The sequence below is a fragment of the Paenibacillus sp. NEAU-GSW1 genome (assembly GCF_009737085.1).
Classification (GTDB): domain Bacteria; phylum Bacillota; class Bacilli; order Paenibacillales; family Paenibacillaceae; genus Pristimantibacillus.
Map to the genome: position 1 here is coordinate 25,883 of NZ_WOVL01000033.1, position 13,788 is coordinate 39,670.

Annotated in this window: 13 protein-coding genes; 2 read left to right on the top strand and 11 right to left on the bottom strand. The window is 43.4% G+C overall.

What is annotated here, in order from left to right:
• Positions 1–231: 231 nt before the first annotated feature.
• Together GOM71_RS20800 and GOM71_RS20805 are read right to left on the bottom strand one after the other, a co-directional pair.
• On the bottom strand, positions 232–843 hold the full coding sequence (locus tag GOM71_RS20800; protein ID WP_156284563.1) for a TetR/AcrR family transcriptional regulator: 612 nt from the start codon (positions 841–843) through the stop codon (positions 232–234).
• A 302-nt stretch (positions 844–1,145) separates the two neighbouring features.
• Positions 1,146–1,502, bottom strand: coding sequence for a hypothetical protein (locus GOM71_RS20805; RefSeq protein WP_156284565.1), 357 nt, complete (start codon positions 1,500–1,502; stop codon positions 1,146–1,148).
• A gap of 49 nt (positions 1,503–1,551) precedes the next feature.
• Here GOM71_RS20805 and GOM71_RS20810 point away from each other — a divergent pair, with 49 nt between their 5' ends.
• Both GOM71_RS20810 and GOM71_RS20815 read left to right on the top strand, forming a co-directional pair.
• A complete protein-coding gene (locus GOM71_RS20810) occupies positions 1,552–1,965 on the top strand; it encodes a DUF2231 domain-containing protein (RefSeq protein ID WP_156284567.1) in 414 nt (137 codons plus the stop codon).
• Positions 1,966–2,035: 70 nt separating this feature from the next.
• Entirely contained in the window at positions 2,036–4,345 is a 2,310-nt protein-coding gene (locus tag GOM71_RS20815; RefSeq protein WP_156284570.1) for an MMPL family transporter, read from the top strand.
• A 225-nt stretch (positions 4,346–4,570) separates the two neighbouring features.
• Here the strand turns inward: GOM71_RS20815 and GOM71_RS20820 are convergent, their stop codons facing one another.
• The 9 genes from GOM71_RS20820 to GOM71_RS20860 form a co-directional block, all read right to left on the bottom strand.
• The gene (locus GOM71_RS20820; protein ID WP_156284572.1) at positions 4,571–4,933 is read right to left on the bottom strand and encodes a DUF5412 family protein; all 363 of its coding nucleotides are present in this window, start codon (positions 4,931–4,933) and stop codon (positions 4,571–4,573) included.
• A gap of 231 nt (positions 4,934–5,164) precedes the next feature.
• Positions 5,165–5,797 carry a TVP38/TMEM64 family protein gene (locus tag GOM71_RS20825; RefSeq protein ID WP_156284574.1) on the bottom strand — a complete coding sequence of 211 codons (633 nt, stop codon included), beginning with the start codon at positions 5,795–5,797 and terminating at the stop codon, positions 5,165–5,167.
• 848 nt (positions 5,798–6,645) lie between these two features.
• Positions 6,646–7,137 (bottom strand): immunity 26/phosphotriesterase HocA family protein, encoded by a 492-nt coding sequence (locus GOM71_RS20830; RefSeq protein ID WP_156284576.1) that lies wholly within the window; start codon positions 7,135–7,137, stop codon positions 6,646–6,648.
• A gap of 158 nt (positions 7,138–7,295) precedes the next feature.
• Positions 7,296–7,655: a hypothetical protein gene (locus GOM71_RS20835; RefSeq protein ID WP_156284578.1), complete on the bottom strand. Its 360-nt coding sequence runs from the start codon at positions 7,653–7,655 to the stop codon at positions 7,296–7,298.
• Positions 7,656–7,967: 312 nt separating this feature from the next.
• Positions 7,968–9,023, bottom strand: a complete 1,056-nt coding sequence (locus GOM71_RS20840) for a hypothetical protein (protein WP_156284580.1) — start codon at positions 9,021–9,023, stop codon at positions 7,968–7,970.
• Positions 9,007–9,522, bottom strand: coding sequence for an RNA polymerase sigma factor (locus GOM71_RS20845; protein WP_156284582.1), 516 nt, complete (start codon positions 9,520–9,522; stop codon positions 9,007–9,009). The genes GOM71_RS20840 and GOM71_RS20845 overlap by 17 nt, the downstream gene beginning before the upstream one ends.
• A gap of 300 nt (positions 9,523–9,822) precedes the next feature.
• Entirely contained in the window at positions 9,823–10,860 is a 1,038-nt protein-coding gene (locus GOM71_RS20850; RefSeq protein WP_156284584.1) for an MBL fold metallo-hydrolase, read from the bottom strand.
• A gap of 34 nt (positions 10,861–10,894) precedes the next feature.
• A complete protein-coding gene (locus tag GOM71_RS20855; RefSeq protein WP_253944960.1) occupies positions 10,895–12,586 on the bottom strand; it encodes an MFS transporter in 1,692 nt (563 codons plus the stop codon).
• Positions 12,587–12,673: 87 nt separating this feature from the next.
• Positions 12,674–13,279: a TetR/AcrR family transcriptional regulator gene (locus GOM71_RS20860; protein WP_156284589.1), complete on the bottom strand. Its 606-nt coding sequence runs from the start codon at positions 13,277–13,279 to the stop codon at positions 12,674–12,676.
• Positions 13,280–13,788 lie beyond the last annotated feature (509 nt).

A 13,788-nucleotide genomic window follows, 5' to 3' on the forward strand; every position in this document is an offset into this window, starting at 1 on the left:
ACACCTAAGGTATTCGTGAAGTGATTATGCTATCTGCCCGTTAGTTTAATTAAACGTGCATTTCTGAGGATCATGGGGCTGTAGTTCTTATCGTGAGCTCACGACAAGAACTTCTATACGAAAAAGCCGCTGTTTAAGCGACTTTCATTGTATATATGTTGTTGGAGCGTACAGTTCATTTCTATACGAATTGTCCAAGATTGTTTGTTAAAGAATCGCTCGACTGATTCGTTAGGACGTCGATGCATTGTCCGTGCAATCGTATAATACGGCCATCATGCCAGGCAACGTCACCGCCTGAAACATGTGATCCATCTCTTCCGCCGAATACGGCATCGATTGATCAAGCCACCAAGTAAGCAATCCTGTAAAGGAGTGAACGACAAATTGCTCGACAACCTCCATTGGGAACGGAGAGCTTATGTCCTGCTGACAAAACGTTAGCATTTCCGCACGAACCAGTGAGGCGAACAACTCCTTCATCTGCAATTGGACCACCACGCCGCTTTGTTTGCCGACTAAAGCCTGATACAGTTTATGATGCTCGTGCGCATGCTGAAACATCGGCAGGCTGAATGAAAACCGAGGTTTCTCATTGGGATGCTGCGATCTTCGCAGATATGGTTGCTGCTGCTCGGACAAATGCTCCTGCAGATAGGAAAACCCATACTGCAACAGCGCGTGCTTGTCATAAAAATGGGCATAGAACGTAGACCTGCCTATGTTGGCCCTGTCGATAATATCCTGTACGGTTACCGATTCGAAGCCTTTCTCTAATATTAAGCCTAACAACGCCTCATGTAGCATTCGTTTCGTACGCGATATTCTCCGGTCTTCCTTCATTGCCTGCCTGCTACCTCCATTCTCGAACAATTTGCCACTACCTGTAAGTAAATGAACAATTCGAATTCGTTTGGTTGTTGTGTAGATTTCATGCTCACATTATAATTTAGTCGAACAAATTATACAATATCGAACAAATAGTCCTATATTAGCGAGGAGGTATGCGATAAAGAATGAGTATTCTTCACTCCCCTGTACCCATTATCCGAATGGACATATCGTGAAGGTGTTCGATATGCTACAGGTCCATTCACCGCCTTGAAGGGGATTAACCTACACACGTACAGGGGAAGTCAACCCAGCTACTCATATTTCCCGGGAGGGCCTATACCATGCATGTTGTTGTTACGAGAATTCAGACTAGTAAGCTGACTTTCATCCAGCGAGTCATTTGGCGCCTCCTGTTTTTTATGACCCGCTTTCTGAAAGCTAAAGGACTTTATCACATAAGGTACGTCAATCAACAGAATAGCTATTGGCTGTTGCAGGTGTGGAAGTCGAAAACCGACATGATTCAATTTCGCCAAAGCAACCATCACCGCCATCTGTTTGGGAATGTACGCGGTACGATGCATGCCGTCCGCAACGTTTCCTTCGAGAATGACAAAGTGCCGAACTGGGAAGAAGCGCTTGCTCGTTTTCACGCTTCTCATCTCCATTCATACTCTCCCGTACCAGGGACAAATTAACTAGGGAGGCGTTTCATTAATGCCTGATTCACTGCATCCTATTATCATTCATTTTCCTATTGCCATGCTAATCCTTGGCTCTATCACGCTGTGGATTTCGTTGCGCAAGCCTGCTCTTTATTCCAGAATGACTGACTTGCTGCTCATTGGCGGCCTGGCAACCATGCTTGTAGCCATGATTACCGGCATGCGCAGTGTCGATTATGCGATATACAAATTCGGAGCAGAACGAGATTTGATCAATACGCATCAGACATTGTCGATGATCACCTTCGCTTTATTTCTCGTATTGCTGGCTTTGAAGTTCGCTTTACGCAAACGGCCTTCGCGATGGTCCGCCGCTTTATTCATTCTTCTCTCCGTGGCAGGAGTCGTGATGCTGTTCATTTCCGGAGATTTCGGCGGACAGATCGTCTATGGGGACCGCTCCTGATCAGCGATTCAACGCGTCAATGCAAATAATATAGTTGTATACCGCTATATATGGAAGGTAAGGTGATGCAATGCGCAGCAAATGGTGGAAGTGGAGCCAAGCCTTATACAAAGCAAGGTGGGCTATCGTAATCATGTGGCTCATTCTCGTCATTGCGGGCGGCTCTAACTTCGGAAAGTTACCAAGCGTTCTCAGCGGAGGCGGCTGGGAAGTGCCCGATTCACAATCGCAGAATGCCAGCCAGCTTCTGGCTTCCGAATTTGAGGGCAGATCAGACAGCTCCCTAACGCTAATCTTACGGGACCCCAATCATGCAGCCGGATCTAAGCTCTACAATGACAAGCTCTCGCAGCTCGTAGATCGGCTCAAAACAGAAGACGGCGTGAAGAGCGTCTTTAGCCTGCTGGACACATCTCCCGCACTGCATGCCGGATTGGTCGGCAGCGACCCGAATACGAGTATCGCTTTCATCGACATGAATATTGAGACTGATTATTTGATTAACCGGATGCCGGCATATCAGAACCGGCTTGCTGAGCAGGCCGAATCTTTAGGAGTAGAAGCCTATATGCTTGGGATGCCAGCCTTTCAGGGTGAGACGTCCGCCCAGAGCCAGAAAGGTTTGGCGCGTGCCGAAGCTATCGTTCTACCGCTTATTATAGTAATTTTGCTATTCGTGTATCGATCCGCAGCGGCTACTGCCACATCGCTTATTGTCACGATCGCTTCCCTGCTGGTCGCGATGGGGATCATTTACTGGACTGCATCGGCCGGAGTCCAACTGTCCGTATTTGTAACTAATGCCGCAATGATGCTGGGTCTCGGAGTTGGCATTGACTATACGTTATTCATGGTAAGCCGGTTCAAGCTGGAAATGGCCACAAGGGGCGATATACTCGATGCGCTCAGTCGGACAATGGAGACTGCCGGTCATACAGTGGTATATTCAGCCGTCACCGTTATCGTTTCATTGGCAGCCCTGCTAATAGTCCCGCTTACCGCAGTGCGCTCTATCGCTTTTGGCGGTATCACAGTTGTATTCGTAGCCGGATTGGCAAGCATGAGCTTGCTACCTGCGGTGCTTAGTTTGTGGGGCCAGCGCATTAATAGCCGCAAGCAGCGTGAACAGAAATCGACGAATATTACTGCCGGCAATAAGTGGAGAAGCTGGACAAGTGCTATTATGCGCAAACCAGCCCTGATTATCGTCATTACTCTGGGTGTGCTGGCGTCACTGGCTTTACCGGCTTTCAATATGAAACTTTATGCACCTGATTTCCGCGTTCTCCCAGCTCACACTGACGTCCGACAAGGATTCCAACTTCTCGAGGATTCGTTCGGCAAAGGCGCAACCAGCCCTGTCAGCATCGTGCTTCGCAATGACAACAGCGACTTGCGCTCGCCAGAAGCATTCGCTGCAATTGCTGCTCTGCACGCCGGTTTATCGCATGAAGACCACGTTGAGAGCGTATCGTCACCCGCCGCCCTATTTTCCGGCATGGCGCCAGCTAATGCATCGAAGCTGCTAATGAGCGACTCCTCTGCTCTTCCGGTTGATATTCGTACTATGGCTGCTCGTTATATCAGCAAGGATGGACACACGGCCGCATTCGAGCTTAAGCTCTTGGATTATGGCTCCAGCGACACGAGCCGGGAAATCGTCGAGCGGCTTCGCGACATCGTTCTTCCTTCCTTCCCGCTACCGGAAGGAACAAGCTTCCATATCGGCGGCGAAACGATGGCCGGTATGGAGACCGCCAAGGCGGTAACGGATAGTCTTCTGCCTGTTCTTGCGATTATGCTTATACTCATTTTCATTATATTAGTGGCCACCTTCCGAAGCATACTGCTCCCGTTGAAGGCAATTCTATTTAATTTGTTCTCTGTATCTGCTACTTATGGCGTTCTTGTCTTAGTGTTTGCTAATGGTTACGGAAGCGAAGTTTTCAATGTGGAGTCAAACGGCTACATCATTCATTTTGTTCCAATTCTGCTTCTAGCGCTGCTGTTCGGCTTAAGTACCGATTACGAGGTATTTCTCGTGAGCCGAATGAAGGAGGAATACGCCAAAAGCAGAGATACAATGCAAAGCATCACGGTGGGTATTGAGAAAACGGGCCCAATGATATCCGTCGCAGCGGTTCTTATGTTTGCCGTATTTAGCGGCTTTGCACTTTCGGGCGTACTGCCGATTCAAATGCTCGGGTTCGGAATGGCAGTTGCGATTGTCCTGGATGCTACGATTATTCGCTTGCTGCTAGTACCCGCCGCAATGAAGCTGCTCGGCAAAGGGAACTGGTGGTTCCCGGGCAAACGAAAATCTCCGTCTAACGCAGATGAGCAAAGCAACTCGGTAATCCAGCACGATTATTACTCATAAAATTGTAAGCAACAGCAGATCGGCGCCTTTCATAAGGCGCCGATATTATTGAGAATTCAAGAATGAAATAGTTAAATTAACCAAACCAAATGTGATTGTCTTTCCGAACTCAACACCGCGGTAGTCTTGAGCTTGAATCTTCTTGTCTTCCGACACGGGTTTATCATATACCCTCATGGTACAGTTAAGGGTGCATAATATCATAACTACATGATATTTTATACTTCAATCATATTTTATTTCTATTCCCCCTAATTTTGTTTCTTGTGTAAATATATCATGATTACTACTTAGAGAAACTGTTAACTCATCAGTATCGCTCCAAAATATGGAAACTCCATTGTATGAACTAAATACATTCCCACCGCTGTTTTTTAGTTCTTTTCCATTTTTTAATACTGAAACTTGATAACTTTTTTTTGTGGTTGCGCCGCAATCTCGTAGAAATACATAAGCTCTATAATCCTTATTCGGGGATTCAATGGAACTCACAACTTCGTTTGAGCATAAGTCCCCAGAACAGCCCGATATTGACAAAAAAAGCGAGCTGCTCATAAGTGCTATTATAAGAAGACTTACCAGTTTCATTTCAGCACCTCCCAATTATTTGTGCCCCTCATTATAGATAGCAAAACCCTGCTGAATACTTCGATAATCTCTAAGATCGTCTCCCTAAGTTGTCGGTTCTTCCCATTCAGGACTTGAGGTTCCTGCATGCTTTTGAGCATATCCCGTACCGTATAACAAAGTTTCAAGTGTTCTGACATCCGGGCTTGCGATTGATATCTCTTCGGCGAGCGTGTGAACATGGATGAAGAATCATCCAGCGTTTCTGCCCTCACGCTTTCGGATCCACCGATAGCAAAGATAAACGAATAAAAGAAAGAGCATATAAATTAGCGATATCCAAAAAACATTTCCTACATCAGTTAATAGCTGATCCCCGACAAAAGCGAATACGAACATCACAGGAATTTTACCAATTAATGTTGCTGCTGCGAAGGTACTGAATTGCATGCGGCTTATTGCCGAATAGACGTTCACTGCAACAGCAGGAACAAACGGAAGTAGACGAGCAAGTAAAACCGCAAAAAACGCATTTTGTTCTACAAGTCTGGTAAAATGGTCGACTCGTTTGAATTTATCCAAAAGCCGGATGCCCTGCTCCTGAAACACGAACCTTACCATTAAAAATTGCAGTGCTGCAGCAATCGTAGAGCTTAATACATTGAACAAACCACCCCAAAAGGGTCCATATCTAACCCCAATAATCCCTGCTATTACACCGTATGGAATAATAGGAATGAGGGCGAACAACACGGCCCCGCCAAATAAAAGTGTAAAGTTGTCTGCCTGGTCATCTTGAAGGCATTGAAGTATCGGTTCTTTGTACAGAATAATGGCGACAATCGAAAGAATGTATCCGAGAGATAGAAGCCATTTCTTCATCATCCGTTTGGCCTCCTTGCCGCGTCACTTCGTATAACTCTTCTTCAGTTAATCAATGAACGAATTTATTAACTTCACCCGCTGCAGACGGAGAAAGTTGAACCTCATCTGGTTTCTCAGCATCATTAGATATAACAGGACTATATACGTTAATTTATCACTTACGCTTTTTAGCAATATACAAAACTAATACGACAAATAAGAAAATACACAAAATGGGCCATACTGTAGCAATGAATGTCCACATTATCAATTTTCTCCCTTCTAATTTAAAGCTTTACTTCTTTGGTTCTGTCCATTTAATATTGAATAAAATTTGTGCCATTTCTGCCTACTTCTGCTGCAGCTTGAATTGGTTCGTAATACCATGCACCCTTCTTAACATCAGAAAAGTATGGTTGGACTTGACCTCCTGTTGCTGCGCTCTATAGGCTTTGAAACTTCCACTCGCGGCTGCCGGAATCAATCATCTTTAGGTAGTCAAGACTGATTGTTTTCCCCTTTATAGTTACACCAGCAGTACTACCGGCAATCTGCTTTACTTCATATGGCATGCTTCATAATTTAATATGCGAATGTAAGGATTTGTTGGTCTCGAACTGTCTTTCCAGGACAGTTTAGGCTCTTTTAGTTTCTACCCTATTTTACCACGCTCAACTGTTTGTTAGCTTAATAAATCTTGAATTTTCGGGGATCACGGGGCTGTATAGAAGATCTTGACCTAGTACGGCTTAGAAGTTCTTTTCTTGAGGACACGACAAGAACTTCTATATAAAAATAAAAAGCCGCTATTTAAGCGACTTTGTTGTATATATTTTCTTGTCGTCCGATAGAAGCCATCTCCTAGCTGCTTATTGATACTCTTTTCCGTATAGCACTCGATGAACCTGTCTTCCGACATATCCATAGCTTGCAAGTCCTACAAAGTCCAAATATTTGGGTTTATGTGAGATGCGTTCACCTTCCAAATTATATAATTTATCATGCGTTTCATAATCATCAAAAAAACCAAAGTCTATGTTTGACTCCTTAATAGAAATAGGCTGATTTCCCACCGTTTCAAAGTATCCCTTTAACCAACCTTGAAAATTTACTACAGTCGGTGCAAATAATAATTCATATTCATCTATATTTCTAGGTATTTCTTTGTTGTGAGATAAGATATTATAAATAAATATCAGATTCATACCTTGAAAATTCAAATTTTTCCCTTGGATATTCGTCTTAATTACTTTGCCAAAGTAATAATGATTTTCCATTGGTTGAATGACGAACACATCACCTTCCAATGGTTTCTTTCGAGACTTCTTCATGGCGATTAGTTCCGAAAACTCATTTGACATCCTCAGGATCTCCTTATTTATATAGTTGTTTACGTCCTATGTACGTTTTATGCTATTTACTTTATTCGGAAGTGGCTGCCGTTCTTTTGCATACTATATTAATGTTGTATAAATATTGTTGTCGTCTGGCACATGGCTTGTGTCAGCCCGTTGCTAGTTCAAATACCAATGTAAATGAGTAAATAAGCTCCTGTTTCAACCATCTTTGAAAAATCAATTAAACGATTTAATAAATTAAGGACTTCACTCCACACATACCGCCCCGTTAAAATTAAATCGTCAGGAGCTTCTTTAAACATAAGGTACCAGGCTTTAATAATCTTAATAAACTTTTCCGCACCGTTCTTTTCAATTATCGAGCGTCCGTAATAATTAAACCCTAACATACTTTCATTTTGCTTATCCGGATTTAGAGTTTCAATCCAATTCAATGAATCTTGGATATACCCAAACATATCATCATGTATTTGAACAACATTTTCCGAATTACATGCAATGTAACGATAAATACCAGCCATGGAAATTTCCTCGAATTCACGATTCGAGATAATAATAAAATCATGAACTAAAGTTATAATAAGTCCTCCTTTTCCAGTTAGTTTCTACCCTTTACCACGCTCAACTGCTTGTTAGCTTAATAAATCTTGAATTTTCGGGGATCGCGGTTGTATAGATGTCGCGTCTACCGCGGACTTAATTAGCTAACCTCGTCTCGTTACAAATTGTTCAATATCATGAGTATCATCAGGGTTTTAAACATAAATTTGTTTTAATAGTCTTCACCCCCTTGAGCCTGCAGAATAGTTTTTGGATGAAGACTCGATGTAATATTAATAGCCTTCGTTGATCACAATCCACTCCTTTGAGGCATCTTCTCTTGCAAGAACAATGTGTCTTGCTGCAGCATCGGGATACATCGATTTCTCATAGGCCTCGAAAGCAATGATTTGCCAATTTTTATATTCATCAGAAATAAAGCTGCTTAGGTGCTTAACATCCTTCATATAGTTTATCTTTACAATTTCACGATCCTTGGGAAATTTAGCGTAGTATTTATGAGCTACCTTTTCAGCGGTTTGTATTTCTACTTCCGAATACTTTGCATCAGCATATTCATTTGGCTCGATTACCTTTTCGGGTTTCCGGATTGGCAAAGGGACTTGGGATGGCTTTAGTATAAAAAAATCATTGTCTGTCACGGAATAATCCTGCAACTTGACCATCACTTTCCCGTTAGTTTGGATGGTAACGTACAGAGCTTTAGTTGCTGTTGTTCCATTCGTAAATGCTATTTCCATGACGATAATGTCTGACCGCAATTGTTCTGCCAACCCCGCAATTGTACGATTGGAGTGATCGGTAAGCTCGCGGATCGTAAGCTCCGGCTTCCAATCTACAACAAGATACTCATAATCTGATGAACGATCACCGTAGGCTATAGTAAACTGTTTTTCCATGCTGTGGCTCGGCCGGTTCTCCGTCCAATCCGTGAAGTCCATGTATTGATGTTTGACTGAGAAACGAATGTCCTCAATGTTTTTCCCTTTTACACTAAACTGAAGTAAATTCCCCTTCATGGAACCACTATCATCGATCATGCCCGTGGATAGCTCAGCTCCAGTGCTTGTTAATTCCGTATTCGTCTCGTACGCATATAACGCAAAAGCGGTATTTTCTTTATTGAGTAAGGTGAAGGCATATGTGCTTACCAATATAACAAACACTGAAGCTGCCAGATACTTAAGCCATCCTCCCCTTTTTCTATAGCGAATCGGTTCTATATTCTGAGATTTCTTATGGCTGTTCATAATCTCCCGGTACATCTTCGCTTTCTGTTGCTCCGTTGGTGTGATGGATTCGAATACTCCCTTAATCGGATCGGACATGATGAATCCCTCCTTCTAATCTTACTTTGAGTCGTTTTCGGCCATTAGCAAGCTGTGATTGTATTGTACTTTCATTCCGATTCAACATTGCGCTGATATCTTTAACCGAATAATCTTCGTAGTAATATAGATACAAGACATCCTTGTATTTTGGTGGCAATGCAAGCAGCGTCTCCATCAGTTCGTTTGCCTGCTCCTGATTTTCGCTGTTGAACAACTCTGGCAAGTGATCCATTCGAACCCGGCGGAACTTCCACCAGCTTTTCAACATGTCCTTGCAATAGTTCTTAGCCGTTACGATCAGCCAAGCTTTCTCATGCTCGTGATCGGCGAACTTTTTACCGATTTTAAGTAATTTCAAAAAAACGGATTGTACAGCATCCTCCGCGTCGGAAGCATTTTTTAGATACATGAAGCAAAGTCGATACACGGTGTCTACATGCCTCTGGTATACCTCAGCAATATCATCATCCGAGCAAACTGACGAACGGTCATCCATTCCCTCACCTCCTGATAAGAACACGATTGACGTACTGGAAATATCCTTTTACAAAAAAAATAACTGCCTGACGATTGTAGGCAGTCTTCAATGAGAAGCTGTACTCAGGATACAGCGATTCAGGTTCACGTTGATATTCGAAAAAAATATCTTTCCAAAATGCAAGCTCAAGACCGCCATTCTGGAAGTTCTCAATTTGTTGCATATTACCTATACACCGCTGGATATCGACGTTTCTCCGTTCGATAAATCTGGCACCAATAAAGAAGGCGTATCGCGCTCTAAAAAAGGCATTGACGTTTAGTCTGTGTTTCTCCCCATATCCTGCCACCAAAAATCCCGCTGTGGAGATAGCGGAATCTGATCCAGATAGACCGCTTCGCCGATTCTAGGAATATGGTATGGGATGCTCTGCTCTTCAGCTGCGGCCGATAACCTTCTTACAGGGTCGTTCCAATCATGCAGCGCCAAAGCGAAACCTCCCCAGTGTACGGGCAGCAGAACTCCTCCCCGGACGTCACGATGCGCTTGTACCGTCTCCTCCGGAAGCATATGAACGCCGCTCCACCGCTTGTCATATCGCCCACGTTCCATATATTGCCCGCATTCCATAAAGGACAGTTCGAACGGTCCGTGCTGACGACCTATTCGCTTAAAATGAGGACCGTAACCCCCGTCCCCGCTGTAGAAGAGACTTCTCTTCTCTGTCTTGATGACCCACGAGCACCATAGGGTAGAATCCTGATCGAACAGTCCTCTTCCCGAGAAATGTCTCGCCGGCGTGCAAGTGAAGCGAATGCCCTGAACGATCCGTTCTTCTCCCCAGTCCAGCTCGATGACGGTATCGGGCGACGCTCCCCTTTTCCGGATTTGCTTGCCGACTCCGAGCGGAACGAGGAAAGTGCCAACTTTCGGAATAAGCTTGCGGATAGAGGAAGACTCCAGATGATCGTAGTGATCGTGAGACAGAGCAACGATATCGATCGGAGGAAGCTCTTCAATTGTAATTGGCAATTTGACGCTGAATCTGCGATTGCGGGAGAAAGGAACCGGCGACGGGTTCTTGCCAAGCATCGGATCAAGCAGGATCGTTTTGCCTCCAATCTGCAGCAAGGACGCCGAATGTCCGAACCAAAAGATCTTGTCTTTTCCGTCGCTTAGCGTGCCATGCTGAAGGGGGACGATAGGAAGCGGCTGCTTCGGCCTTCTCTGAGTCTTAGCGGATAGAAATTCACGAAGCATGGATACAATGTCTCCTACCCTTAACTTCACGATAACTGGGATTTCGTTCTGGAATTTGCCGTTCTTATCTCGTCTCGATCGATTCCAATCGTCCATCTGCTTACTCTCCTCAACTTGTCCAATACCACATTTAATGTGAAATGACAGCCGTTCTCTTGGTTTCACCATTGACCTTTTTCCTTCGTTGATCCGAGAAGAAAGCGATGAAAATGCCTGGAATAAGCAAGAAACTAATCAAATGAAAAGTTGAGCTAAATCCCTTTGCCATATGCGATCGTAGTTCAGTATTGATACTTGGCCACAACTGTTCAATCTGTTCCCGATTATGATCAAAAGCTGCTTTCGTTTCCTGCACTTGATCTGGTGCTTGAAGCAATGCTTCCTTTTCACGTTGATCGACCTGCTCCAAAACTTTCTCTAATGTCATATTTTGCTGGGCGTTTCCTTCTTGCAGCGATTCATTGTTCATGGATTGAATACTTGTAATCATGCCGTCTTTCATAGACGCATCAAGTACGGAAGCTTGAATCGTTTGTATAGCTTTGTCAAGTGCAGTTGAAAGTTCGTTCTTCATATTACTGCTCAGCATCGTAGCTAATAAGGCGACACCGATTACCATCCCGAGTGTACGAGCCACATTGGTTACTCCTGAAACGATCCCAAGCTTGTCTGCAGGAATGTTGTTAACAGCTGAACCAAAAAGCGGCACAACCGATATACCAAGCCCTGCACCTAGCAGAGAAAGTCGCCACAACACATCAATGCGAGACGAATCCGCATCTAGGCTGCCAAATAAATAAACCGATACAGTAATAATGGCCAATCCGATACTTGCCAAAAAGCGGCCGCCTACTTTTTCAGACATCGGCCCGGAAACGATCGAAAATACTGTTGCAGTCAAAGAGCTTGCAATGATCGTCATTCCCGCTTCAAGCACAGACATATTGCGTAAACTCGTTAAGTAAAAGGCGAGTAAAAAGCTTCCGGCAGCCGTCCCAATCGAAGTAAATAATAGTGCAGTGGAAGAAGCGTTAAAGGTTGAAATACGCATCAAGGACAAGGGGAGCATCGGATCTTTTGATCTTCTTTCAACAACGATAAACAATGCAAGCGACACTAATGATCCTGCGAATAACGATAAGACGTAGAAGGAACTCCAACCATAATCCGAGGTCTCTATTAATCCTAACGTAAAGCAAAAAATGGCGACTGAAATCGTTAACATTCCTGCAATATCGATGTTTTTGCTAGCGGTTTTGTCGTAAGATTCTTTTATTAATAGGTAAGAAACGATAAACGAAATAAGAGCAATCGGAAGATTTACGAAATAGACAGACTGCCAATTGAAGTACTCGGTCAAAATTCCTCCTAGTGCCGGCCCGCTTGCACTGGCCACGCCTGCTATTGCTCCCCAGATTCCTAGAACAGCGCCATGTTTTTCTTTCGGAAACAGTTGAATGGCAAGCGGAATGGTGACGGGTACAATAATGGCCGCGCTTAAGCCTTGCAACACACGAAACAATATGAGTAGATCAAGTGTTGATGCGATGCCGCACAAAAATGAAGTTAACGCAAACAATAGGAGTCCGATGAGAAAAAGTCTTTTACGACCAAATTGATCTGCTATGCGCGAAGCTGTTAACATCAATACCGCAAATGCTATATTGTATCCATTCATGATCCAACTAATATCACTCACATCACGATTAAAATACTCAGCCGTTTTCGGCAATGCAATATTCACAATCGTTGTATCCAGCAGTGCGATAAAATATCCTAAAATAATGCCGATAAATGTCAGCATTGTTCTGCCCCTACTCATCTTGTTCACTCGCCGCCATCTCCATTTCTATAATATTGTTGTTTGCCTCCCTTGTTGTCCTGCAATCTCAGTTACCTGTAACTGCCGTCATTCATTCTTAGATAAATTAAACTTTTGTTTCGCCCCTAGCAATCGATTTAAAAAATCTTCCATCGCCGCAAGAACCTCTGGATCAAAAATACCCGATCGTAAACTGCCGTCGTCAAAAATAAAGTCAAATACCGATATGATCATAAAAACGGTTTGCTTTGGAAATTCCACATTGAATAAGCCAGCTTCAACACCTTCTTCGATAACAGATTGTACAAGCGGCTTAATCTCGTTATTACATCGAATTTCAAACAAATGATTCAGCACTAAACTTTCATCTTGATGGATGTAACGCATGAGGTCGCTATTCCAACCTTCAAAATAAATAAAAGATTTGGCCATCTGTTCAATTTTATGAGCCGCATCTATTTGACTGTTACGCGAAGTCATTTCCATTACGTGAATAAGGCGATCAATGTAACGCTGAAGCAGGTGATCCACTAACTCATCTTTTGATTTGAAATAATGATAAAACGTTCCTTTTGCGATGCCCATACGTTGCCCAATATCCTGAACCGTTGTTTTTTCGAAGCCTTTTTCCAAAAACAGACGTTCGGCCGTTTGTATAATTTCATTGACCCCTTCGTCACGTGTCCTGACCATCGATTATCACACCACTTTCTATTTTTTTCTAATTATAATCCAATGACCGACCCTCGGTCAATAATTTTCTAAAAAATGGATGGAGCTGATCGCTGTACGCCATTTAACAGTGGATTATGGACTGTGCTTATGGAGTCAATTGGGCATTTATATTTTAAATGCTTGCTTAAGCTACGACCGGAAGTCGTTCCGCCACCACAGAAACGTCATCGTTAGATTAAAGAAAGGGCTACCATACGGCAGCCCTTTCTTTGTCCAAAAATCGTTCCCTATTATTGGATTTTCTGTGATCAGCAAAGAGACCGGGACTTTCATTGATGAATCAACGCACTCTCGATTCTTACAAAGCTACTTCTCCCTCCTCTAACCTATCTCGCGCTTCAGAAAAATTTAGAAAAAGCTATTCTAAACTTATCCTTGTATTAATTCTAGATTTAGAAATAGACCCGTTCAATTTCATATGGCGATATAGAGAGCTGCTTCCAGTGTATGATCGAATCCGGCATTGT

Excerpts from the sequence above, each read along its gene's own strand:
- GOM71_RS20815 (WP_156284570.1), top strand. The coding sequence starts at position 2,036 with ATGCGCAGCAAATGGTGGAAGTGGAGCCAAGCCTTATACAAAGCAAGG.
- GOM71_RS20835 (WP_156284578.1), bottom strand. The coding sequence starts at position 7,655 with ATGGCTGGTATTTATCGTTACATTGCATGTAATTCGGAAAATGTTGTT.
- GOM71_RS20830 (WP_156284576.1), bottom strand. The coding sequence starts at position 7,137 with ATGTCAAATGAGTTTTCGGAACTAATCGCCATGAAGAAGTCTCGAAAG.
- GOM71_RS20810 (WP_156284567.1), top strand. The coding sequence starts at position 1,552 with ATGCCTGATTCACTGCATCCTATTATCATTCATTTTCCTATTGCCATG.
- GOM71_RS20805 (WP_156284565.1), bottom strand. The coding sequence starts at position 1,502 with ATGGAGATGAGAAGCGTGAAAACGAGCAAGCGCTTCTTCCCAGTTCGG.
- GOM71_RS20800 (WP_156284563.1), bottom strand. The coding sequence starts at position 843 with ATGAAGGAAGACCGGAGAATATCGCGTACGAAACGAATGCTACATGAG.
- GOM71_RS20840 (WP_156284580.1), bottom strand. The coding sequence starts at position 9,023 with ATGTCCGATCCGATTAAGGGAGTATTCGAATCCATCACACCAACGGAG.
- GOM71_RS20850 (WP_156284584.1), bottom strand. The coding sequence starts at position 10,860 with ATGGACGATTGGAATCGATCGAGACGAGATAAGAACGGCAAATTCCAG.
- GOM71_RS20860 (WP_156284589.1), bottom strand. The coding sequence starts at position 13,279 with ATGGTCAGGACACGTGACGAAGGGGTCAATGAAATTATACAAACGGCC.
- GOM71_RS20820 (WP_156284572.1), bottom strand. The coding sequence starts at position 4,933 with ATGAAACTGGTAAGTCTTCTTATAATAGCACTTATGAGCAGCTCGCTT.
- GOM71_RS20825 (WP_156284574.1), bottom strand. The coding sequence starts at position 5,797 with ATGATGAAGAAATGGCTTCTATCTCTCGGATACATTCTTTCGATTGTC.
- GOM71_RS20845 (WP_156284582.1), bottom strand. The coding sequence starts at position 9,522 with ATGGATGACCGTTCGTCAGTTTGCTCGGATGATGATATTGCTGAGGTA.
- GOM71_RS20855 (WP_253944960.1), bottom strand. The coding sequence starts at position 12,586 with ATGAGTAGGGGCAGAACAATGCTGACATTTATCGGCATTATTTTAGGA.